The 21,525-nt window shown below is 71.1% G+C and carries 20 protein-coding genes; 9 read left to right on the top strand and 11 right to left on the bottom strand.

The annotated features are described in order from the left end of the window. Positions 1-32 precede the first annotated feature (32 nt). Positions 33-881, bottom strand: a complete 849-nt coding sequence (locus tag OG381_RS24580; protein WP_327722545.1) for a D-alanyl-D-alanine carboxypeptidase family protein — start codon at positions 879-881, stop codon at positions 33-35. A 260-nt stretch (positions 882-1,141) separates the two neighbouring features. Here OG381_RS24580 and OG381_RS24575 point away from each other — a divergent pair, with 260 nt between their 5' ends. Both OG381_RS24575 and OG381_RS24570 read left to right on the top strand, forming a co-directional pair. Then, entirely contained in the window at positions 1,142-1,816 is a 675-nt protein-coding gene (locus OG381_RS24575) for a GntR family transcriptional regulator (protein ID WP_327718211.1), read from the top strand. Beyond that, positions 1,813-3,105, top strand: coding sequence for an MFS transporter (locus OG381_RS24570; RefSeq protein ID WP_327718210.1), 1,293 nt, complete (start codon positions 1,813-1,815; stop codon positions 3,103-3,105). The genes OG381_RS24575 and OG381_RS24570 overlap by 4 nt, the downstream gene beginning before the upstream one ends. 34 nt (positions 3,106-3,139) lie before the next feature. On the opposite strand, the gene OG381_RS24565 is transcribed toward OG381_RS24570, so the two are convergent. Both OG381_RS24565 and OG381_RS24560 read right to left on the bottom strand, forming a co-directional pair. Then, positions 3,140-3,559 (bottom strand): hypothetical protein, encoded by a 420-nt coding sequence (locus OG381_RS24565; RefSeq protein WP_327718208.1) that lies wholly within the window; start codon positions 3,557-3,559, stop codon positions 3,140-3,142. 112 nt (positions 3,560-3,671) lie between these two features. Then, on the bottom strand, positions 3,672-5,285 hold the full coding sequence (locus tag OG381_RS24560; protein ID WP_327718207.1) for a protein kinase domain-containing protein: 1,614 nt from the start codon (positions 5,283-5,285) through the stop codon (positions 3,672-3,674). Between the two features lie 336 nt (positions 5,286-5,621). Here OG381_RS24560 and OG381_RS24555 point away from each other — a divergent pair, with 336 nt between their 5' ends. After that, the gene (locus OG381_RS24555) at positions 5,622-7,181 is read left to right on the top strand and encodes a protein kinase domain-containing protein (protein WP_327718206.1); all 1,560 of its coding nucleotides are present in this window, start codon (positions 5,622-5,624) and stop codon (positions 7,179-7,181) included. Between the two features lie 79 nt (positions 7,182-7,260). Here the strand turns inward: OG381_RS24555 and OG381_RS24550 are convergent, their stop codons facing one another. From OG381_RS24550 to OG381_RS24540, 3 genes are all read right to left on the bottom strand, one after another. Then, positions 7,261-8,316 (bottom strand): phosphotransferase, encoded by a 1,056-nt coding sequence (locus tag OG381_RS24550; RefSeq protein ID WP_327718204.1) that lies wholly within the window; start codon positions 8,314-8,316, stop codon positions 7,261-7,263. 92 nt (positions 8,317-8,408) lie between these two features. Further along, a complete protein-coding gene (locus tag OG381_RS24545; RefSeq protein WP_327718203.1) occupies positions 8,409-8,831 on the bottom strand; it encodes a pyridoxamine 5'-phosphate oxidase family protein in 423 nt (140 codons plus the stop codon). A 92-nt stretch (positions 8,832-8,923) separates the two neighbouring features. Continuing rightward, entirely contained in the window at positions 8,924-9,589 is a 666-nt protein-coding gene (locus OG381_RS24540) for a response regulator transcription factor (RefSeq protein ID WP_327718202.1), read from the bottom strand. A gap of 377 nt (positions 9,590-9,966) precedes the next feature. On the opposite strand from OG381_RS24540, the gene pdhA reads away from it, so the two are divergent. The 3 genes from pdhA to OG381_RS24525 are packed head-to-tail and all read left to right on the top strand — an operon-like array spanning position 9,967 to position 13,545. Then, the gene (gene pdhA, locus OG381_RS24535; protein ID WP_307028354.1) at positions 9,967-11,145 is read left to right on the top strand and encodes a pyruvate dehydrogenase (acetyl-transferring) E1 component subunit alpha; all 1,179 of its coding nucleotides are present in this window, start codon (positions 9,967-9,969) and stop codon (positions 11,143-11,145) included. Positions 11,146-11,147: 2 nt separating this feature from the next. Then, entirely contained in the window at positions 11,148-12,128 is a 981-nt protein-coding gene (locus OG381_RS24530; RefSeq protein WP_327718201.1) for an alpha-ketoacid dehydrogenase subunit beta, read from the top strand. Positions 12,129-12,138: 10 nt separating this feature from the next. Next, positions 12,139-13,545, top strand: a complete 1,407-nt coding sequence (locus OG381_RS24525; RefSeq protein WP_327718199.1) for a dihydrolipoamide acetyltransferase family protein — start codon at positions 12,139-12,141, stop codon at positions 13,543-13,545. An 83-nt stretch (positions 13,546-13,628) separates the two neighbouring features. On the opposite strand, the gene OG381_RS24520 is transcribed toward OG381_RS24525, so the two are convergent. Beyond that, complete coding sequence (locus tag OG381_RS24520; RefSeq protein WP_307028359.1) at positions 13,629-14,165, bottom strand: bacterial proteasome activator family protein; 537 nt, start codon at positions 14,163-14,165, stop codon at positions 13,629-13,631. A 149-nt stretch (positions 14,166-14,314) separates the two neighbouring features. Here OG381_RS24520 and OG381_RS24515 point away from each other — a divergent pair, with 149 nt between their 5' ends. Next, entirely contained in the window at positions 14,315-15,070 is a 756-nt protein-coding gene (locus OG381_RS24515; RefSeq protein WP_327718197.1) for a hypothetical protein, read from the top strand. Between the two features lie 31 nt (positions 15,071-15,101). Here OG381_RS24515 and OG381_RS24510 read toward each other — a convergent pair whose 3' ends face one another. Then, a complete protein-coding gene (locus OG381_RS24510) occupies positions 15,102-16,082 on the bottom strand; it encodes an NAD(P)H-quinone oxidoreductase (protein ID WP_327718195.1) in 981 nt (326 codons plus the stop codon). Between the two features lie 187 nt (positions 16,083-16,269). Here OG381_RS24510 and OG381_RS24505 point away from each other — a divergent pair, with 187 nt between their 5' ends. Next, entirely contained in the window at positions 16,270-17,292 is a 1,023-nt protein-coding gene (locus tag OG381_RS24505) for an ATP-binding cassette domain-containing protein (protein ID WP_327718194.1), read from the top strand. Beyond that, positions 17,289-18,137, top strand: coding sequence for an ABC transporter permease (locus OG381_RS24500; RefSeq protein ID WP_327718193.1), 849 nt, complete (start codon positions 17,289-17,291; stop codon positions 18,135-18,137). Before OG381_RS24505 ends, OG381_RS24500 begins: the two co-directional genes overlap by 4 nt. 13 nt (positions 18,138-18,150) lie before the next feature. On the opposite strand, the gene OG381_RS24495 is transcribed toward OG381_RS24500, so the two are convergent. The 3 genes from OG381_RS24495 to OG381_RS24485 are packed head-to-tail and all read right to left on the bottom strand — an operon-like array spanning position 18,151 to position 21,478. Continuing rightward, positions 18,151-19,248 carry a potassium channel family protein gene (locus OG381_RS24495; protein ID WP_327718192.1) on the bottom strand — a complete coding sequence of 366 codons (1,098 nt, stop codon included), beginning with the start codon at positions 19,246-19,248 and terminating at the stop codon, positions 18,151-18,153. Further along, positions 19,245-20,615, bottom strand: coding sequence for a molybdopterin molybdotransferase MoeA (locus OG381_RS24490; RefSeq protein ID WP_327718191.1), 1,371 nt, complete (start codon positions 20,613-20,615; stop codon positions 19,245-19,247). Before OG381_RS24490 ends, OG381_RS24495 begins: the two co-directional genes overlap by 4 nt. Next, on the bottom strand, positions 20,612-21,478 hold the full coding sequence (locus OG381_RS24485) for an NTP transferase domain-containing protein (protein ID WP_327718190.1): 867 nt from the start codon (positions 21,476-21,478) through the stop codon (positions 20,612-20,614). Before OG381_RS24485 ends, OG381_RS24490 begins: the two co-directional genes overlap by 4 nt. Positions 21,479-21,525: the final 47 nt, after the last annotated feature.

The following is a 21,525-nucleotide window of genomic DNA, read 5'->3' as shown; positions in this document are numbered from 1 at the left end:
AGGCCCCTTTCTCGTGTCCTGGTGCTTCCGCGTCAGCTGATCTTCGCGTAACCGTAGTTGATCAGCTTCTTCACGTCCGACGTGCGGCTGGCCTCGTTGGGCGCGGTGAGGACCGTGCCGATCACCGACTCGCCGTTGAGCGTGGCGGCGAAGATGAGGCAGTACTTGGCCTCGGTGCCGGAGCCGGTCTTCACGCCGAGCGTGCCGTTCCAGCCGAGCAGGAGGTTGGTGTTCTTCCACGCCGCCATGGTGCGGGTGGAGCCCGTCTTCGTGATCGTCTTCGCCGTGTACGACTTGGTCTTGACGACGGACTTGAAGGTGGAGCTCTTCATCGCGCTGCGGGCGAGCTTCGTCAGGTCGCGCGGCGTCGAGGCGTTGGCGCCCCTGCTGATGCCGTCGAACGAGTCGAACTTCGTGTTCTTCATGCCCAGGCTCGTGGCCATGGTGTTCATCTTGCCGATGAAGCTCTTGGTGCGGGCCGCGACCGTGGTGCCGGAGCCGTACTTGTCGGCGAGCGCCATCGCGGCGTCGCAGCCCGACTTCAGCAGCATCCCGTAGAGCAGCTGGCGGACGGTGACCTTGTCACCGACGATCAGACCCGCCGACGAGGCGCCGTTGGCGACGATGTAGTCGCTGTACGCCTTCTTGATCGTGACCTTGGCGTCCAGGTTCAGGTTCGACTGCGACAGGACGACCTTCGCGGTCATGACCTTCGTGGTGGACGCGGTGAGCCGCTTGGTGTCGGCGGACTTCGAGAAGAGCGTCGTGCCGGTGGCGCTGTTCATCAGGAACCCGCCCTTGGCGGTGATGGTGGGCGCGGTGACGGCCTGCGCCGGCGCCGCGGTGAGGGCTCCGGTGGCGAGCAGCGAGCCGGTGGTCACGGCCACGGCTACAGCTCTGCGGATACGGATGCCCTGAATGCCGGTAATCAAGTGAGGTACCCCGAATACGTTGAATGCCCCTGGCGTGCGGCCGAGTTGACCTAAAAGCTGTTGGGGCCGCACGTGTCTGACTCGTAAGTAGCACAGAAGGTTGTGCGGCCGCTGGGGCGGGTTTGATTTTGGTGCGCCTGCGGGACCCCTGAGGTCCGCAATATGGACGGGTCTTCGGGATGAGTACGTGTTGTATCTATGATGTGCGCATGCCTTCAGCCCCACCCGCCCCGTCCGTCGCTCACACCAAGCAGCCGCCCGCCGCCGACCGCGTCTACGACCACGTCAAGCAGGGCGTCCTGGAGCGCCGCTACGAGGGCGGCACCCTGCTCACCGAGGGTGAGCTCGCCGAGGCCGTCGGCGTCTCGCGGACACCGGTGCGCGAGGCGCTGCTGCGGCTCCAGGTGGAGGGGCTGATCAAGCTCTACCCGAAGAAGGGCGCGCTGGTCCTGCCCGTCTCCGCACAGGAGATCGCGGACGTGGTGGAGACCCGCCAGCTCGTCGAGGAACACGCCGCGCGCAAGGCCGTACCAGCGTCGCCGCGGCTCATCGCACGGCTCGAGGAACTCCTCGCCCAGCAGAAGGAGCAGGCCGCCGCCGGGGACCTGGCCGGCGCCGCCGTCACCGACCGCTGCTTCCACGCCGAGATCGTCCGCAGCGGGGGCAACGAGATCCTGTCCCGGCTCTACGACCAGCTCCGCGACCGGCAGTTGAGGATGGGCGTCGCCGTGATGCACGCCCACCCCGACCGCATCACCAAGACCCTCGTCGAGCACGAGCAGATCCTCGACGCGCTGCGCTCCGGCGACGCGGACGCGGTCGTCGGGCTCATCCACGGCCACGTCGAGTGGTTCTCGCATCTGGCGCGGGGCGAGGTCCGATGAGCGCCACTCTGCCGGGCGACCCGCCGGGCGGCCGCCGCGCGATGGCCGTCTGGGGCATCGGCGTCTCCGTCTACTTCGTCGCCGTCATCTTCCGGACCTCGCTGGGGGTGGCCGGCCTCGACGCCGCCGACCGGTTCCACGTCAACGCCTCCGCGCTGTCGACCTTCTCCATCCTCCAACTGCTCGTGTACGCGGGCATGCAGATACCCGTCGGTCTGCTCGTCGACCGGCTCGGCACCAAGAAGGTGCTGACCATCGGGGTGGTGCTGTTCACGGCCGGACAGCTCGGCTTCGCCTTCTCCCCCTCGTACGGCATGGCCCTCGCCTCGCGCGCGCTGCTGGGCTGCGGTGACGCGATGACGTTCATCAGCGTGCTACGGCTCGGCACCCGCTGGTTCCCGGCCCGGCGCGGGCCGATGGTCGCGCAGTTCGCGGGGCTGGTGGGCATGGCGGGCAACCTGGTCTCCACCCTCGTGCTGGCCCGGCTGCTGCACGGCATCGGCTGGACGGCGGCCTTCGCGGGCAGCGCGGTCGCGGGTGTGGTCGTGCTGGTCCTGCTGCTGCTCTTCCTCAAGGACCACCCCGAGGGACACGAGCCGGAGCCCTTCCCGCACCAGGGCGCGGCCTACGTACGACGCCAGATCGCCGCCTCCTGGCGGGAGCCGGGCACCCGGCTCGGCCTGTGGGTGCACTTCACGACCCAGTTCCCGGCGATGGTGTTCCTGCTGCTGTGGGGCATGCCGTACCTGGTCGAGGCGCAGGGGCTGTCCCGGGCGGTCGCCGGTGAGCTGCTGACCCTCGTCGTGCTGTCGAACATGGTGATCGGGCTGGTCTACGGCCAGGTCGTCGCCCGGCACCACGAGGCGCGGCTGCCGCTGGCGCTGGGGACCGTGGGGGCGACGGGGCTGATGTGGGCGGTGACGCTGGCGTACCCGGGCGAGCATGCGCCGATGTGGCTGCTCGTGGTGCTCTGCACGGTGCTGGGCGCGTGCGGGCCGGCCTCGATGATCGGCTTCGACTTCGCGCGTCCGGCGAACCCGCCGGAGCGGCAGGGCACCGCGTCCGGCATCACCAACATGGGCGGCTTCGTCGCCTCGATGACGACCCTGTTCGCGGTCGGGGTGCTGCTGGACGCGACCGGGAACAACTACCGGATCGCCTTCTCCGCGGTCTTCGTGCTGCAGGCGCTGGGGATCAGCCAGATCCTGCGGCTGCGCAAGCGGGCCATCCGCCGGGAGCGGGAGCGGTTGGTGGTGAGCCGGGTGGAGACGGTGCACGTACCGGTGTAGGTGCACCCGCCTCGCGCCCGGCATCCGCTTCGGCCTAGTAGTAGGTGTTGCCGTCCCAGCTCGACTCGTTGCAGCCCAGCTGGTCGTCCTTCTCGTAGACGCAGACCTGGATGCGCATCGCCCAGATGCCACGGGTGTCCGTCAGGGACGTCACCCAGGTGTCGGAGTGCTCGTAGCCGGCGGTGACCGAGCGCCAGGCGTAGCTGGTCACCACGCGCTCCGGGGTGAGGGACTGCGCCCGGATGCGGACGTGGTGTCCGTCGGGGGCGGTGTCGGTCACCGTCAGGTAGATCTTGTTGGCCACGGTCTTGCTCGCGTAGTAGAAGTCGCCGGTGCCCCGGGCCCCGGAGATCGACTCGCCGACGCCGCCGGCGGCCGCCGGACTCACGGAGAAGGCGAACGCGCCCAGGGCCGCGGCGCCCACCGCCAGGATTCTGCTGAGGTTCTTCTTCAAGGGTCCCCCCTGTGTTCCAAGATCGATTGTCTTGCAGGCGGGATCCTACGAGGGGCATGACCATGCCACCCCCGTGATCGACGTTCCTGTGACGGGGGTAACAGGCTGTCGGCTAACCGGCCGGGTTGCCCGTGGAGACGTCGAACTGCATCTCCGGCGCTTCCTTCGGGTCGAAGTCCGTGCCCGCCGCCGGGAACTGCTTCATCACCGTGCCCTGGCCGTAGGTGTTCTCGTCCACGAAGGTCGGGTCGTACTGCCAACCCGCCTTCTGCAGGCAGAGCTTGACCGAGTCCCAGTTCTTGAACGCGAAGTCCGGCATCTGCACCTGGTCGGGGTCGTTGTTCGACTCCTGCGGCTCGGTGCAATCGGTCGTCTCGACCGTCCGGTTCGCATCCCCGGTCCGGTAGTCCGACGGCTTCGACGAGGTGGTCGGCGTGGTGTCGCCGCCGGCGTCGTCGTCCGTCCCGCCCCCGCTCAGCGTCAGCGCCGCGATCAGGCCGCCGACCGCCACGACGGACACGATGATCGAGCCGAGGACGACCGGCTTGTTGCTCTTGCGGCCGCCGCCCGAAGGCGGTGCCTGCTGCGGGGTGATGTTGTACGGCGGCGGAGTCGAGGCGTACGCGTTCGGCGCCGGCGTGGGGGTCTGGTACCCGCCCTGCTGCGGATAGCCGTACGCCGGGGAGGGCGGCGGGGTGCCGTAGGGGTTCGGCGTCGGCTGGTACGGCGTCTGGACCGGGCCCGTCGGCGCCGGGGTCCCCTGGTCCACCGGCGGGAACACCGCCGAGCCCACGCCCGCCCCGCTCGACGTCTGCGCGCCGGGGACGATGCTCGGCGCGGCCGCCTGGAAGGACGCCGCCACCCGCAGGCACTCGGTGCGCATGGCGTCGGCGCTGGGGAAGCGCTCGTTCGGGTTCTTCTTCAGGGCGCGGGCGATCAGCGCGTCCACCGCGGGCGGCAGCGCGCGGTTGATCTGCGACGCGGCCACCGGCTCTTCCTGCACATGCGCGTACGCGATCGCCAGCGGCGAGTCCGCGTCGAACGGCAGCCGCCCGGTGACCAGTTGGAACAGCATGATGCCGACCGAGTAGAGGTCGGAGCGCGCGTCCACACCGCGGCCCAGCGCCTGCTCGGGGGAGAGGTACTGGGGGGTGCCGACGACCATGCCGGTCTGCGTCATCGACGTGACACCCGACTGCATGGCGCGCGCGATGCCGAAGTCCATGACCTTGACGACGCCGCGCTTGGTCATCATCACGTTGCCGGGCTTGATGTCGCGGTGGACCAGGCCCATCTCGTGGCTGATCTCCAGCGCCGCGAGCACATCCGCGGTGATCTTCAGCGCCTTGTCGGCGGGCATCGCGCCGTACTGCCGTACGTCCTCGTCGAGCACCGAACCGAGCGGCCGGCCCTCGACGTACTCCATGACGATGTACGGCATCGTCATCCCGTCGAGATTGTCCTCGCCGGTGTCGAAGACCGAGACGATGTTGGTGTGCGTGAGCTTGGCCACCGCCTGGGCCTCGCGGCGGAAGCGCTCACGGAAGGCCTGTTCCCGGCCCAGCTCGGTGTGCAGGGTCTTGATCGCGACGGGGCGGTCGAGCACGGTGTCGTGCGCGAGGTGCACCGAGGCCATGCCACCCTCACCGAGCAAGTCGCGCAGCTGATAGCGGTTGTTGGCGATCGCCCGCCCCGCATACCGGCCGTGTGCGCCGTCCTGGCTCATGTTCCGCGTCCCCCATCGGCCATCAGGCGCCGGCCCGACTGTCATTGATCGAATGGCTCATTCCCGGCCAAGTCTGCCCGACGGCACTGACAGGTCAAGCCGGGTGCCCGTTCCGTGACCGTACGCGAAAGAAGCGTCGCGGAAGCGTTACAGGGGGCCTACGGCCGGTACACAGAATTTGCACGACAGCGCGTGCTACCGCTTTGATGACCGGTCCGGCTCGGACCGGTCCCCGGGCTCATCCCGGACCGGAGGCTTGCGCAAAGGCTGTAGCGTGGCCGACGGAGACCGTAACAACACCGCGCGCACCGCGGGCAGAAACGACGGCGAGGACCGATGGCACAGCAGCAGCGCGCTCAGGGCCCGTCCGACCCCGAGGCGGCTGGCGGCGGAATGTCAGACGCGCCGGAGATGTGGGGCAACGGCGGACTGGTCGGCGACGGCCGGTACCGGCTGACCCACAGACTCGGCCGGGGCGGCATGGCCGAGGTGTTCGCCGCCGAGGACGTACGTCTCGGCCGCACCGTGGCGGTCAAACTGCTGCGCTCCGACCTCGCCGAGGACCCGGTCTCCAAGGCCCGCTTCACCCGCGAGGCCCAGTCCGTGGCCGGCCTCAACCACCACGCGATCGTCGCGGTGTACGACTCCGGCGAGGACTTCGTGAACGGCCATGCCGTTCCGTACATCGTCATGGAGATCGTCGAGGGCCGGACGATCCGGGACCTTCTGCTCAACGCCGAGGCCCCCGGGCCCGAGCAGGCGCTGATCATCGTCTCCGGGGTCCTGGAGGCGCTCGCCTACTCGCACCAGCACGGCATCGTGCACCGGGACATCAAGCCGGCCAACGTCATCATCACCCACAGCGGCGCCGTGAAGGTGATGGACTTCGGCATCGCCCGCGCACTGCACGGCGCGCAGTCGACGATGACGCAGACCGGCATGGTCATGGGCACCCCTCAGTACCTGTCGCCCGAGCAGGCGCTCGGCAAGGCGGTGGACCACCGCTCCGACCTGTACGCGACGGGCTGCCTCCTGTACGAACTCCTCGCGCTGCGGCCGCCGTTCACCGGTGAGACCCCGCTGTCCGTGGTCTACCAGCACGTCCAGGACATCCCGACGCCTCCGTCCGAGGTGTCCGACGCCACGCCTCCGGAGCTCGACGGGCTGGTCATGCGCTCGCTCGCCAAGGAGCCGGACGACCGGTTCCAGACGGCCGAGGAGATGCGCGGGCTCGTCCAGTACGGGCTGCAGATGCTGTACGAGCAGGGCGGTCACACCGGCACCTGGAACACCGGCCCTGTCGCCCTGCACGACGGCCGGAACACCCCCTCGGGCGGCTTCGCCGGCACCACCGTCATGCAGCACCCCGGTGACGCCTCCGGCACCAGCCAGATCCCGCAGCCGATCCTGCCCGGCGGCTACGGCGGCGGGGACGACGGCGGCTTCGAGGGCCACGGCAACCGGGGCAGCGGCCGCGGCAAGCTGTGGATCCTCGCCGTCCTCGCGGTGGTCGCCATAGCGGCGGGCGTCGCGCTGGCGCTGAACGGGAGCGGCGGGGGTGGTGGCGGTGACGACACCACCCAGAAGCCGACCACCTCCACGACGCCCTCGAAGACGGCCAGCGAGTCGCCGAGCGCCGAGCCGACGGACGACCCGACCGATACGCAGACCGACGACGGGTCCACGGGCGCCGACCCGTCCTACACCCGGTCCTATTCGCCGTCGTACACGCCCTCGCCCACCCCCACGCCGACGGCCACGGAGCCCACGGGCGACCCGACGAGCGCGGAGCCGACCACCGCCGAGCCGACGCCCACGGAGCCGACGGAGGAGCCGACGGAGACGGACGGCGGCGCCGACGCGGGCGGCACCGGCGGCGAAGAAGACGGCACCTGACGCAGCAGTACACCGCCACGCGCGCGTACGGACCGGAAACGGACCGCACGCGCGCGTGGCGTTTTCCCGGGCGGGCGGCTCAGTCGGCGAAGGCGTCGCACACCGCCTCGTACTCCCGCGTCCACCACACCACCAGCGCCGAGGCCGCCGGGAACTGGGGGTCCGCGCGGGTGTCGCCGCGTTCGTAGTGCCAGCGCAGCATCCAGAAGTCGTTGAGGCGCTCCCACCAGACCCGGTGGACGGCCGCCGCCAGCTCCGAGGGCGGGGCACCCGCCGTACGCCGGTACGCGCGCGCGTACGCCCGCACCTTCGGCAGGTCGAGCGCCCCCGCGGGACGTACGAAGAAGATCGCGGCGGCGCGTACGGCCTCTTCCGCGCGGGGCTGCACGCCCAGCCGGTCCCAGTCGACGATCGCGGCCGGGGCGTCCCCCTGGTAGAGCAGGTTGAACGGGTGGAAGTCCCCGTGCACCCACCCCACGCATCCGCCCCGCGGTGGCCGCCGGTCCGCGTGCCGCTCCAGCAGCGCCCGCCGCTCCAGGAGCCGGTGCCGGGCCAGCTCGTCGAAGGAGTCGGCGGGACGGTGCCGGCGTACGCGGGCGAGCAGGTCGTCGATGAGGGCGAAGGTGTCGGCGGGGCCGGCGCTCCCGGCGCCGGGGTCCGCGGCGGGCGCGCCGCCCGGCGGCCCGGTACCCGCCTCACCGCGCGCGCCCGGCACTCGCCCCTGCACCGGCATCACCCGCTCCAGGCTCGCGTGCACCACTCCGAGCAGCGCCCCCAGCCGTCCGCACTGCTGCGGCGTGAGCTGGCCCCCGTGGCGGTGGCGGCCCTCGATCCATGGATGCAGGGCGTAGGAGTGGCCGCCGACGACCGCGACCGTGCGGCCGTCGCGGTCGGGCAGGGGAGGGGCGACCGGGACGCCCAGGGCCGCCAGCCGCTCGGTGGCGCGGTGCTGGCGGGCGATGGCGGCCGGGTCGGCGGTCTCGGGGTCGAAGTGGTGCTTGAGGAAGTAGTGGCCGCGGGTCGTGCGCAGGCGGTAGCCGCGGTTCAGCAGCCCCTGGTCGACGGGTTCGCAGGTGACGGCGGAGCCGGCGGCGTACTGGCTGAGGAGGGCCCGCAACGGGGGCGCGTGAGGCATGGGGGGTGGTACACAAGGGCGCGGCACGCGCCAGATGCTAGGGCACGGGACGAGCCTGTGAGCTGGGCGTTGTCACAGACAGTCGCTTTCGGTCACGGCATGTGCGCGAAGCGACTTTCCAGGGCGCCGTCGGTCGAGTGGACCGTGCCGAACTGCGGCTCGACGATCAGATAGACGGGCTCATAGGGCTCCCCGTCGACGAGCCGGGGCGCCGGACCGAACCGGTCGAGTTCGGCGGCCGTCGGCTCGTACGCCGAGCACTCGCCCACCACCTGGACGGACCACAGCCCCGCGCCCGGCCGGGCCGAGCCCAGGTTGTCCGCGCCGTAGGCGACGACACCGCCGGCGCACGCGCGGTGGTAGCCGCAGTTCCTGGGCAGCCGCAGCAGGACCCGCCCGTCGTGCACGACGTGCCGGGCGAAGGCGAGGAAGGGCAGGGCGCGCATGCTGGTGGCCACCCGGCCGTAGTCGGTGCGGGCGAGCAGTTCGACGGCGAGCCGTTCGTCGGAGGGCATACGACCAATGTCGGCCGTGCACGCGTCCCGGAGCAGGGGTCTTTGGTCCCTAATACGGTCTCCAATACGCCCGCGAAGCGCCCGCCGCGGTCTCAGCGAAGCTCCTGCTCGGCCTGCACCCGCGCCACGAACGCCGCCGCCTGCGAGCGGCGCTCCATACCGAGCTTGGACAGCAGACCCGACACATAGTTCTTGATCGTCTTCTCTGCCAGGTGCAGCCGCTCGCCGATCGCGCGGTTGGTGAGCCCCTCGCCGATCAGGTCGAGGATCCTGCGCTCCTGCTCGGTGAGGTGCGCGAGCCGGTCGTCGCCCTTGGCGGTGCCGCCGCCCCGCAGCCGTTCCAGCACGCGCGCGGTGGCCACCGGGTCGAGGAGGGACTTGCCGGCGGCGACGTCCCGTACGGCCGCCAGGAGTTCGTTGCCCCGGATGGCCTTCAGGACATATCCCGAGGCACCCGCCATGATCGCGTCGAAGAGGGCCTCGTCGTCGGCGAACGACGTCAGCATCAGGCACATGATGTTCTCGTCCCGGGACCGGATCTCCCGGCAGACCTCCACCCCGCTGCCGTCGGGGAGCCGTACGTCCAGGACGGCCACGTCGGGCCGGGTGGCCGGGATCCGGACCAGCGCGTCGGCCGCCGTACCGGCCTCGCCGACCACCTCGATGTCGTCCTCCACCGAGAGCAGCTCATGGACGCCGAGCCGGACGACCTCATGGTCGTCCAGGAGAAATACCCGGATTTTTCCGTCTTCGCGCACGAGGTCAGTGTCACACGGCCTCTGAGAGCTCGCTTGAGGCAGGCTCTTCCCGTGACCTGGGTCACCGGGTTAACGTGCCGTTGTTCCGGCCCCCTGCAAGGCTGTGACCAGGAGTTGTTCCCGACTTTCGCGATTTACTTGGAAATCCAAGCAAAATCGCAGGTCAGGAGGGGTTTCACAGAAATGTGAGGCACTGGGTAACGTGCATTGTGCAGGGCGCTCGCCGGGGCACCTGTCACGCCTGTTCCCGACCGAGTCGCACCCACCCCGTGCGTCCGCAGGGCTACAGGTGAGCCGCTCCCCCAGGCTCTGAACGAGCCGAGGGGAACCCCAGGCCCCCGGCGAACCCGGGTAGCCGGACCGACGGAGGAGCACACGTGACCGTGGAGAGCACTGCCGCGCGCACACCGCGACGCAGCGCCAGTACCAAGAGCACGGCCGGCAAGCGCACGACCGCCAAGAAGCAGCCGGGCACCGAGCCCGAGCTCGTGCAGCTGCTGACGCCCGAGGGCAAGCGCGTCAAGGACGCCACGTACGACAAGTACGTCGCCGGCATCACCCCCGAAGAGCTCCGCGGTCTGTACCGCGACATGGTGCTCACCCGCCGCTTCGACGCCGAGGCCACCTCCCTGCAGCGCCAGGGCGAGCTGGGCCTGTGGGCCTCGCTGCTCGGCCAGGAGGCCGCCCAGATCGGCTCCGGACGGGCCACCCGCGAGGACGACTACGTCTTCCCGACCTACCGCGAGCACGGCGTCGCCTGGTGCCGCGGGGTCGACCCGAGCAACCTGCTGGGCATGTTCCGCGGCGTGAACAACGGAGGCTGGGACCCCAACACCAACAACTTCCAGCTCTACACGATCGTCATCGGCTCCCAGACCCTGCACGCCACCGGCTACGCCATGGGCATCGCCAAGGACGGCGCGGACAGCGCGGTCATCGCCTACTTCGGCGACGGCGCGAGCAGCCAGGGCGACGTGGCCGAGTCCTTCACCTTCTCCGCGGTCTACAACGCCCCGGTCGTGTTCTTCTGCCAGAACAACCAGTGGGCGATCTCCGAGCCCACCGAGAAGCAGACCCGCGTGCCGCTCTACCAGCGCGCCCAGGGCTTCGGCTTCCCGGGCGTGCGCGTGGACGGCAACGACGTGCTGGCCTGCCTCGCGGTCACCAAGTGGGCCCTGGAGCGCGCCCGCAACGGCGAGGGCCCGACGCTGGTCGAGGCGTACACCTACCGGATGGGCGCCCACACCACCTCCGACGACCCGACCAAGTACCGGGCCGACGAGGAGCGCGTGGCCTGGGAGGCGAAGGACCCGATCCTGCGCCTTCGCCGGTACCTGGAGGCCTCAAACCACACGGACGACGGATTCTTCGCGGAACTCGAGGCCGAGAGCGAGGCGTTGGGCAAGCGAGTACGTGAAGCGGTCCGCGCCATGCCGGACCCGGACCACTTCGCCATCTTCGAGCACGCGTACGCGGACGGACACGCGCTCGTCGACGAGGAGCGCGCGCAGTTCGCCGCCTACCAGGCGTCGTTCGCAGAGGAAGAGGGGGTCTGACCATGGCAGCCGAAAAGTTGGCCCTGGCCAAGGCGATCAACGAATCGCTGCGCCGCGCCCTGGAGACGGACCCCAAGGTCCTCATCATGGGCGAGGACGTCGGCAAGCTCGGCGGTGTGTTCCGGGTGACGGACGGACTGCAGAAGGACTTCGGCGAGCAGCGGGTCATCGACACCCCGCTCGCCGAGTCGGGCATCGTCGGCACCGCGATCGGCCTCGCGCTGCGCGGCTACCGCCCGGTGGTGGAGATCCAGTTCGACGGCTTCGTCTTCCCGGCCTACGACCAGATCGTCACGCAGCTCGCGAAGATGCACGCCCGCTCGCTGGGCAAGGTCAAGCTCCCCGTCGTCGTGCGCATTCCCTACGGCGGTGGCATCGGCGCGGTCGAGCACCACTCGGAGTCCCCCGAGGCCCTCTTCGCGCACGTGGCGGGCCTCAAGGTCGTCAGCCCCTCCAACTCCTTCGACGCGTACTGGATGATGCAGCAGGCCATCCAGAGCGACGACCCGGTGATCTTCTTCGAGCCCAAGCGGCGCTACTGGGACAAGGGCGAGGTCAACACCGAAGCCATCCCCGGCCCGCTGCACAAGGCACAGGTGGTCCGCGAGGGCACCGACCTCACCCTGGTCGCCTACGGCCCGATGGTGAAGCTCTGCCGGGAGGTCGCCGACGCGGCCGCCGAGGAAGGCAGGAACCTCGAGATCCTCGACCTGCGCTCGGTGTCTCCGCTGGACTTCGACTCCATCCAGGCCTCGGTCGAGAAGACCCGCCGTCTGATCGTCGTCCACGAGGCACCGGTGTTCTTCGGCTCGGGCGCGGAGATCGCGGCCCGGATCACGGAGCGCTGCTTCTACCACCTGGAGGCCCCGGTGCTCCGGGTCGGCGGCTACCACGCCCCCTACCCGCCGGCCCGCCTGGAAGAGGAGTACCTGCCGGGCCTGGACCGGGTACTCGACGCCGTCGACCGTGCCCTGGCGTACTGAGGAGAGGGTCGTGACGACGATGACGGAAGCGTCCGTACGCGAGTTCAAGATGCCGGACGTGGGCGAGGGCCTCACCGAGGCCGAGATCCTCAAGTGGTACGTCAAGCCCGGTGACGAGGTCACCGACGGCCAGGTGGTGTGCGAGGTCGAGACCGCCAAGGCGGCCGTCGAACTGCCCATCCCCTACGACGGTGTCGTCCGGGACCTCCACTTCCCCGAGGGCACCACGGTCGCCGTGGGCATGTCGATCATCGCGGTGGACGTGTCGGGCGGGGCGGCTCCCGCCGAGGCACCGGCGCCCGCCGCCGAACCCGAGCCCGAGCCCGAGAAGAAGCCCGAGGGCCGCCAGCCCGTACTCGTCGGGTACGGCGTCGCCGCGTCCTCGACCAAGCGGCGCCCCCGCAAGGGCCCCCAGGTCCCGGTCCAGGAGCCCGCGCCGGTCCAGGAGACCCCGGCCGTGATCCGGACCGAGCTGAACGGGCACGGGGCACCGGTGGCGGCGCTCACGGAGCGCCCGCTGGCCAAGCCGCCGGTGCGCAAGCTGGCCAAGGACCTCGGCGTCGACCTGACGACGATCGTCCCGTCCGGCCCCGACGGCATCATCACCCGCGAGGACGTCCACGCGGCGGCGGCCCCGGAGCCGGCGGTCGTCGAGACGCCGACGCCCACCGCGGCCCCCGCCCAGGCGCCCGCGCCCGTACCGACGTACGACACGGCCAGGGAGACCCGTATCCCGGTCAAGGGCGTCCGCAAGGCGACGGCGGCGGCGATGGTCGGCTCGGCGTTCACCGCGCCGCACGTCACGGAGTTCGTGACCGTCGACGTGACGCGCACGTTGAAGCTCGTCGAGGAGCTCAAGCAGGACAAGGAGATGCAGGGGCTGCGGGTGAACCCGCTGCTGCTGATCGCCAAGGCCCTGCTGGTCGCCATCAAGCGGAACCCGGACGTCAACGCGTCCTGGGACGAGGCGAACCAGGAGATCGTGCAGAAGCACTACGTGAACCTGGGCATCGCCGCGGCCACCCCGCGCGGTCTGATCGTGCCGAACATCAAGGACGCGCACGCCAAGACGCTGCCGCAGCTGGCTCAGGCGCTGGGTGAGCTGGTGGTGACGGCGAAGGACGGGAAGACCTCGCCCGCCGCCATGCAGGGCGGCACCGTCACCATCACCAACGTCGGCGTCTTCGGCGTCGACACCGGTACGCCGATCCTCAACCCCGGCGAGTCCGCGATCCTCGCGGTCGGCGCGATCAAGCTCCAGCCGTGGGTCCACAAGGGCAAGGTGAAGCCGCGTCAGGTGACGACGCTGGCGCTCTCCTTCGACCACCGGCTGGTCGACGGCGAACTGGGCTCCAAGGTGCTGGCGGACGTGGCGGCGATCCTGGAGCAGCCGAAGCGGCTGATCACCTGGGCGTGAGGCATCAGGGCCATGGGGCCTGAGTGCCGTCAGGCATGAGTGAAGGGGCCGGCGTTCTTCGCCGGCCCCTTCGTTTACGTGGTTTACAGGTAGGGGCCGCCCGAACGGCCCGCCGCGGGGCCGTCCTCGCCGTCATGGCCGACGCCGGGCGGCAGCGCCCGCCGCATCTGCTCCAACTGCGCCCGCGCGGCCATCTGCTGGGCGAACAGGGTGGTCTGGATCCCGTGGAAGAGACCCTCCAGCCAGCCGACCAACTGGGCCTGCGCGATCCGCAGTTCGGCATCGCTCGGGGTCGCCCCGTCCGTGAAGGGCAGGGAGAGCCGCTCCAGCTCCTCGACCAGCTCAGGGGCCAGGCCGTCCTCCAGCTCCTTCACCGAGCTGCGGTGGATCTCCTTGAGCCGGACCCGGCTCGCCTCGTCCAGGGGAGCCGCTCGCACTTCCTCCAGAAGCTGCTTGATCATGCTGCCGATCCGCATGACCTTGGCGGGCTGTTCCACCATCTCCGTCACCGGAATCTCGCGGGAGTCCTCGTCCCCGGTGCCGCCGAGCGCCATTCCGTCCTGGCCAACGACCAGGATCTGGGGCTGCTCGGGCGACCGTTCGTTCCTCGGCATCTCCATGCCGCCATTCTCTCGCACCGGTACACCTCACCACTGAGGTGCCCCCCATGGAGGGTGATCCACCGTTTGCGGTGCGGATTGTGCGGCCTTTTCGACACTTCGGCGGCGCCCGGAATGCCGCGAGCCCGGCCCGGTGTGACGCTGGTCCCGTGACGCGATGGCTGCGCACAGTGCGCACTACGGGACTGGTGATCGCCCTGGGGGCGGGAGCGGTCGCGGTTCCGTGCGGGGCGGGGACGTCGTACGGGGCCGAGGCGGTGCGGGGTGGTGAGCCCGCACACGATGCATGGAAGAGCGCGTTCGCCCCCACGGCGCAGGAGGGCCGGGCCGCGACGGACCGGCCGGGGTGGGCGCGAGGCGGTGCGGTCGGCCCGGGGATGCGATACGTCCCATCGGCGTCGCCGGTGCCGGGCGGCCAGGCCGCACCCGGAGTGCGAGGCAGCGCGACCGCGTCGGCGGTTCCGGACACCAGCGTGACGCCGAGGGCGGTGAACGCCCCGTCCGAACCGGCGCTGCACGGCTCCCGGCCCGTCCCGCGCGCCGAAGCCACCGCGTCCCCCTCGGCCGAGCCCTCGCGGGCCGGTAGCCGGGCGGGTGAGGGGCGGGAGCGGCCGGGGCGGCGGGAGGCTGCGGAGACCGGCGAGGAGGACGCTGGTGCGGGCGTCGGGAGCGAGAGCGAGGCCGAGCCGCCCGCCGACGGGGACGCCACCGTCGTGGCGGAGCCGTCGCGGGAAGCCGTACCGGACGCCTCCCCGCCGCCGCAGCGGCCCGGGCGGCAGGGCGTCACCCGTGCCGAGAGCCCCACCGAGCCCGTCCTGCGGATCCTGCCGCTCGGCAGCGGTCTGGTCCTGATCGGGCTCGGTCTGGGGCTCGCGTTCGTCGGCCTGCGGGTGCGCCGGGGCTGAGGGCCGTGAGGCCGCCCTGCCCGGCGTACCCCTACTCCACGACCAGCAGCACCTTTCCCACGTGCCCGCTCTCCTCCACCACCCGGTGCGCCGCCGCCGCGTCGCTCATCGGGATCTCGCGGTCCACCACGGGACGGACATGGCCCCCGTCCAGCAACGGCCAGACGTGCTCCCGTACCGCCGCCACGATCGCCGTCTTCTCGGCAGGCGGACGGGCCCGCAGCGACGTCGCGCTGATGGCGGCGCGCTTGCCCAGGAGCGCCGCGATGTTCAGTTCGCCCTTGATGCCGCCCTGCATGCCGATGATCGCGAGGCGGCCGTTGACGGCGAGGGTCTGGATGTTGCGGTCGAGGTACTTCGCGCCCATGTTGTCGAGGATCACGTCGGCTCCCGCGCCGCCGGTCGCCTGCTTCACCTCGGCCACGAAGTCCTGCTCCCGGTAGTTGACCAGGATGTCCGCGCCGAGCCCGGCACAGTGGTCCAGCTTCTCCTTCGTGCCCGCCGTGACCGCGACCTTCGCACCGACGGCCTTGGCCAGCTGGATCGCCATCGTGCCGATGCCGCTGGAGCCGCCGTGCACGAGCAGCGTCTCGCCCGGGCGCAGGTGGGAGATCATGAAGACGTTCGACCAGACCGTGCAGGTCACCTCGGGCAGCGCGGCGGCCTGCCGGAGGTCGACGCCCTTGGGCACGGGCAGCAGCTGACCGGCCGGCACGACGACCTTCTCGGCGTACCCGCCGCCCGACAGCAGCGCGCACACCTCGTCGCCCACCGCCCAGCCGGAGACACCGGGTCCGGTTTCGACGACACGGCCCGAGCACTCCAGGCCGGGGTGGGGAGAGGCGCCGGGCGGCGGGTCGTAGAAGCCCTGACGCTGCAGGATGTCGGCCCGGTTGACGGCACTGGCCACCACCTCGACCAGCACCTCGCCCTCGCCGGGCACCGGATCGGGGGCCTCGTCCCACACCAGCGCCTCGGGCCCACCAGGTTCGGGAATCGTGATCGCACGCATGAGGGCGACGCTACTCCTCCGCCCTCGGTCGCAGTCCCCTCGGTCGTCGGACGGAGCGGCCCCCCGTCATTGGGCGGATCCACTCGGAAATCCCTGTGCGCGACCGATGAGTTTGCGCGACGGTAAAGGTCTCCCCATGCGTAGCCCAAGCACGCGCTAGCCCAAGCACGCGGAAGGACAAGCCACCATGAGCCAGCACACCTCCGGCCTGGCCATCGAGACGGCGGGACTGGTGAAGACGTTCGGCGAGACGCGGGCCGTCGACGGAGTCGACCTCTCCGTCCCGGCCGGCACGGTCTACGGCGTCCTCGGCCCGAACGGCGCCGGCAAGACGACCACCGTGAAGATGCTCGCCACCCTCCTGCGCCCCGACGGCGGCCAGGCCCACGTCTTCGGCCACGACGTCGTCCGCGAGGCCGACGAGGTGCGCGGCCGGGTGAGCCTCACCGGTCAGTACGCCTCCGTCGACGAGGACCTCACCGGCGCCGAGAACCTGATCCTGCTCGCCCGTCTCCTCGGCCACCACAAGAAGGCCGCGCGGATGCGCGCCGGGCAGCTCCTGGAGGCCTTCGGGCTGACGGACGCGGCCGCGAAGCAGGTCAAGCACTACTCGGGCGGCATGCGGCGGCGCATCGACATCGCCGCGTCCATCCTCAACACCCCCGACCTGCTGTTCCTCGACGAGCCGACGACCGGCCTCGACCCGCGCAGCCGCAACCAGGTGTGGGACATCGTGCGCGCGGTGGTCGCCCAGGGCACCACCGTGCTGCTGACCACGCAGTACCTGGACGAGGCCGACCAGCTGGCGTCCCGGATCGCCGTCATCGACCGCGGCAAGGTGATCGCCGAGGGCACCAAGGGCGAGCTGAAGGCGTCCGTGGGCGCCGGATCCGTCCATCTGCGGCTGCGCGACCCGGCTCAGCGGCCCGCGGCGGAACAGGTGCTGCGGCTGGCGCTGGACACGGACGTACAGCTGGAGCCCGATCCCGTGGCCCTGACCGCCCGCCTCGGCGGCACGACCAGCGACAGCGCGGCCGAGCAGGCCTCCCGGGCGCTCGCCGAACTGGCCCGCACCGGCATCACCGTCGACAACTTCTCCCTGGGCCAGCCCAGCCTGGACGAGGTGTTCCTCGCCCTCACCGGACACGACACCCGCGACGACTCGCAGAGCGACCCGAAGCCCTCCAAGGACGAGGAGGTCGCGGCATGAGCACCGTGACACAGACCGAGAGCCAGGACCTCGCCCCCGTCAGCGCCGAGTCCCTCGCCGCGCTGCTGGTCTCCGGGGAACGGCCGCCGCGGCCCAGCGCCCTGTCGGCCTCGCTGACTTTCGGCTGGCGGGCGATCCTCAAGATCAAGCACGTGCCCGAGCAGCTCTTCGACGTCACCGCGTTCCCGATCATGATGGTGCTGATGTACACGTACCTGTTCGGGGGCGCCCTGGCGGGCTCCCCGAAGGAGTACATCCAGTTCCTGCTGCCCGGCATCATGGTGATGTCGGTCGTGATGATCACGATGTACACGGGTGTCTCGGTGAACACCGACATCGAGAAGGGCGTCTTCGACCGCTTCCGGACGCTGCCGATCTGGCGGCCGTCGACGATGGTCGGCTATCTGCTCGGCGACGCCCTGCGCTACACGATCGCGTCCGTCGTGATGCTCACCGTCGGCCTGATCCTCGGCTACCGCCCGGACGGCGGGCTCGGCGGCGTGCTCGCCGGAGTCGCGCTGCTGATCGTCTTCTCGTTCGCGTTCTCGTGGATCTGGACGATGTTCGGGCTGCTGCTGCGCACCGAGAAGTCGGTGATGGGCGTCAGCATGATGGTGATGTTCCCGCTGACCTTCCTGTCGAACATCTTCGTCGACCCGAAGACGATGCCGGGCTGGTTGCAGGCCTTCGTCAACAACAGCCCCATCACCCATCTCTCCTCGGCCGTCCGCGAACTGATGGCGGGCGACTGGCCCGCGGACGAGATCGCCTGGTCACTGGGGTGGGCGGGCCTGTTCGTGGCGGTCTTCGGACCCGTCACGATGCGGCTCTACAACAGGAAGTAGGTCTCAGCGGGTCTCAGTCCTGGGAAAGCGGGCGGACGTCGGGCGCGATCTGCGAGCCCGGCGTCGCCCGCACGATGGTGATCAGCCGGTCCGTCAGCTCCAGCGTCCCGACGGCCACATCGTCGTATCCGAGCACCCGGTGCCCGCGTACGACGCTCACCACCAGGTCCTCCGTCTCCCGCGGCTTCTTGCCCACCTCGGCCTTTATGACCGGCCGTTCGATGATGTCGAGCCCGGTGCCCTGCTGGATGAGGTCCTCCATCACCATGCCGGCGGCCGGGCTCAGCACGGAGAGCCCGAGCAGTCGGCCGGCGGCACTGGCACTGGTGATGACCGCGTCGGCGCCGGACTGCTTCAGCAGCGGCGCGTTCTCCTCCTCGCGCACCGCGGCCACGATCTTGGCGCCCTTGTTGAGCTGCCGGGCCGTCAGCGTCACCAGCACCGCCGTGTCGTCGCGCTGGGTCGCGATGATGATCTTCCGGGCCTTGTGCACCTCGGCCCGCTTCAGCACCTCGCTGCGCGTCGCGTCGCCGACGATCCCCGCGTAGCCGTCGGCCGTGGCCGCCTCGATCACCTTGGAGCTGGGGTCGACCACGACGACCTGCTCCTTCTTGAGGCCCGTCGCACAGACGGTCTGGATCGCCGAGCGCCCCTTCGTACCGAAGCCGACGACAACGGTGTGGTCGCGCAAGGTGGACCTCCAGCGATTCAGGCGCCATTCCTCCCGGGTGCGTTCGGTGAGGACCTCGAGCGTGGTGCCGACCAGGATGATCAGGAACAGCACACGCATCGGCGTGATGAGGAAGATGTTGGTGAGCCGGGCGGCGTCACTGACCGGGGTGATGTCGCCGTATCCGGTGGTGGAGAGGGAGACGGTCGCGTAGTAGAAGGCGTCGAGGAGGTCGACGGAGCCGTCGGAGTTGTCGCTGTAACCGCCGCGGTCGGCGTACACGATCAGTGCCGTGCCCACCAGGAGCAGCAAGGCCATGATCACCCGCCTGGCGACCTGCCGGAACGGGTGCTCCACCACTTTCCTCGGGAGTTTCACCCGATAGGTCACGAGATGTTCGTCCGCCTGGCGGGCGATCGCGTCATGGCCCGGAAGTTTCACGTGAAACACACCTCGATTCCGGCGGACGCCCAGGGCAGGTCGAGCAGTTCCAGCTCCTGACCGGGGCGGGCACCACCGGGCGGTACGACGGCCAGCGCGTCCGCCGCCGCGATGCCCCGCAGCATGGCCGGCCCGTTGTAGTGCAGCGGGACGGCGCTGTCGCCGCGCAGGACGACGGGGATGAGCCGGGTGTCGTACGGGTGCCCGTGCGCTTCGTCCCGCACGGGCAGGGCGTACGGCTCGGGGGCGGGGCGTGCGGCGAGCGTCCGCAGCAGCGGTTCGGCGAGCGTGAGCAGACCGGATACGGCGGCGAGGGGGTTGCCGGGCAGGCCGACGAGGTGCTGGTTCTCCTTGGTGCGGGCCAGCAGCATGGGGTGGCCGGGGCGCACCTTGACGCCGTCGACGAGGAGTTCGGCGCCGATCCGCCGGAGTGTGGGGTGGACGTGGTCCACGGGACCGGAGGCGGTGCCGCCGGTGGTGACGATCAGGTCGGCGTCGGAGGTGGTGATCGCCTTGTGCAGGGCTTGGGCGTCGTCCCCGAGCCGGCGTACGGCGATGACCTCGGCGCCGAGTCCGCGCAGCCACGGCGGCAGCATCGGGCCGAGCGCGTCACGGATGAGGCCGTCGTGCGGGCGGCCCTCGGTGAGCAACTCGTCGCCGAGGACGAGGACTTCGGCGCGGGGGCGGGGGACCGCGGTGAGGGTGTCGTATCCGGCGGCTGCGGCGAGCCCGAGGACGGCCGGGGTCACGAGGGTGCCGACGGGCAGGAGCTGGTCTCCGCTACGGCACTCCTGGCCCCGCGGGCGGATGTCCTGACCGTGGCGGGTGTCGCGGGTGGCGTGCAGCCGGCCCTGGGCGTCGGTACGGCCGTGTTCGCTGCGGATGACCGCGGTGGTGTCCAGGGGGACGCGGGCGCCGGTGGCGATCCGGACGGCCTCCCCGTCGGTGAGCGGCTGCGGCTCCGCGTGCCCGGCCAGGATGCCCTCGTCCCGTACGTCCCAGGGGCCCGGTCCGGCGACCGCCCAGCCGTCCATCGCGGAGGTGTCGAAGGAGGGCAGGTCGGTGAGGGCGGTGAGGGGGCCGGCCAGGGTGAGGCCGAGGGCGGTGTCGAGGGTGACGGAGACGGGGGCGCGGTGGGCGGCCCGGGTGCCGGCACGGGCGGCGCGTCCGGCGACGGCACGGGCCTCGGGCCAGGAGGTGGCGCGGTGGTGGGTGTCGGGCTTGTGGCCGCCGGTGGGCGGCGCGTGCTGCGGCGGGGGCGTCCGGTCTGCGGGGGTGCGGGCGTTGTCGCCGTTCACGAGGGCGAGCACCTCCTCCACGTCCAGATCCTCGGCGTCCTCGGCGTCCGAGCCGGTGCGGGCGGTCACCCGGCGTCCGTGTCGGGCTGGGGGCCGGCGTCCGGGGCGCTCTCCTCGGACCAGCCGAGCGCGAGGTCGGCGGCCTTGCGGGCGAGTTCGGCCACCGTCTGCGGGCCTCCCCCGGCCTGCGCGGCCGCGTAGCCGACGAGGAAGGTCGTCAGCGGCGCCGCGGGCCTGGCCACGTTGTGGGCGGCGTCGCGGGCGAGGTCGAGCAGGACGCCGGTGTCGACGTCGAGTTCGATGCCCAGCTCGTCCTTGACTGCGGAAATCCATTCATCCAACACGTGCCCATGCTCCCTGATGCGTGCCCTGGCGGCGGCGATGTCGTCCCAGGTGTCGCAGTCGAACGACGCGACGGGGTCCGGGACCCGAGTGAGGTGGAGGCCTGCGGTGAGGCGACGCACGGGCAGGCCGGTGAGGCCGTCGTGCTCCGTGCCGAGCGCGACCAGCTCGCGGCGGAGGGCGGCGGCGCGGTACGCGGCCACGAGCGGCTGGTCACGGCCGTCGGCATCGGTGAGCAGCGCGCCTTCGGTGTCGCCCGTCCGCAGGGTGGCCAGCAGGTGCCGGACGGTGTCGGCGGCGAGGAAGGGCAGGTCGGCGGAGAGGACGACGACGTCCGGCGCGGTGGTGCGGCTCAGTCCGGCGCCGAGCGCGGCGAGCGGGCCGCCGCCGGGCGGGTCCTCGCGGGCCCAGGTCACGGGCCGTGCGGTGGGCCGGGGGTCGGCGACGACGACGGTGGTGCGCGCGTCGGCGCAGGCCGCCAGGACCCAGTCGAGCAGCGCCCGGCCGCCCACCCGCACCCCGGGTTTGTCGGCACCGCCGAGCCGCCGGGCGGCACCCCCGGCGAGCACGACGACGTCGTAAGCGGTCACCCCCCGAGTATGCGTGCCGTGGCGATCACAGGGAACGCAGGGGAGGC

Origin of the sequence: Streptomyces sp. NBC_00490 (assembly GCF_036013645.1) — a bacterium.
GTDB lineage: Bacteria > Actinomycetota > Actinomycetes > Streptomycetales > Streptomycetaceae > Streptomyces > Streptomyces canus_F.
This window is presented reverse-complemented; position numbering and strand designations above follow the sequence as displayed.

What these genes read in the sequence shown, in the direction of transcription:
- OG381_RS24575 (WP_327718211.1), top strand. Translation starts at nt 1,142, where the DNA reads ATGCCTTCAGCCCCACCCGCCCCGTCCGTCGCTCACACCAAGCAGCCG.
- OG381_RS24570 (WP_327718210.1), top strand. Translation starts at nt 1,813, where the DNA reads ATGAGCGCCACTCTGCCGGGCGACCCGCCGGGCGGCCGCCGCGCGATG.
- OG381_RS24560 (WP_327718207.1), bottom strand. Translation starts at nt 5,285, where the DNA reads ATGAGCCAGGACGGCGCACACGGCCGGTATGCGGGGCGGGCGATCGCC.
- OG381_RS24555 (WP_327718206.1), top strand. Translation starts at nt 5,622, where the DNA reads ATGGCACAGCAGCAGCGCGCTCAGGGCCCGTCCGACCCCGAGGCGGCT.
- OG381_RS24550 (WP_327718204.1), bottom strand. Translation starts at nt 8,316, where the DNA reads ATGCCTCACGCGCCCCCGTTGCGGGCCCTCCTCAGCCAGTACGCCGCC.
- OG381_RS24545 (WP_327718203.1), bottom strand. Translation starts at nt 8,831, where the DNA reads ATGCCCTCCGACGAACGGCTCGCCGTCGAACTGCTCGCCCGCACCGAC.
- OG381_RS24530 (WP_327718201.1), top strand. Translation starts at nt 11,148, where the DNA reads ATGGCAGCCGAAAAGTTGGCCCTGGCCAAGGCGATCAACGAATCGCTG.
- OG381_RS24520 (WP_307028359.1), bottom strand. Translation starts at nt 14,165, where the DNA reads ATGGAGATGCCGAGGAACGAACGGTCGCCCGAGCAGCCCCAGATCCTG.
- OG381_RS24510 (WP_327718195.1), bottom strand. Translation starts at nt 16,082, where the DNA reads ATGCGTGCGATCACGATTCCCGAACCTGGTGGGCCCGAGGCGCTGGTG.
- OG381_RS24505 (WP_327718194.1), top strand. Translation starts at nt 16,270, where the DNA reads ATGAGCCAGCACACCTCCGGCCTGGCCATCGAGACGGCGGGACTGGTG.
- OG381_RS24500 (WP_327718193.1), top strand. Translation starts at nt 17,289, where the DNA reads ATGAGCACCGTGACACAGACCGAGAGCCAGGACCTCGCCCCCGTCAGC.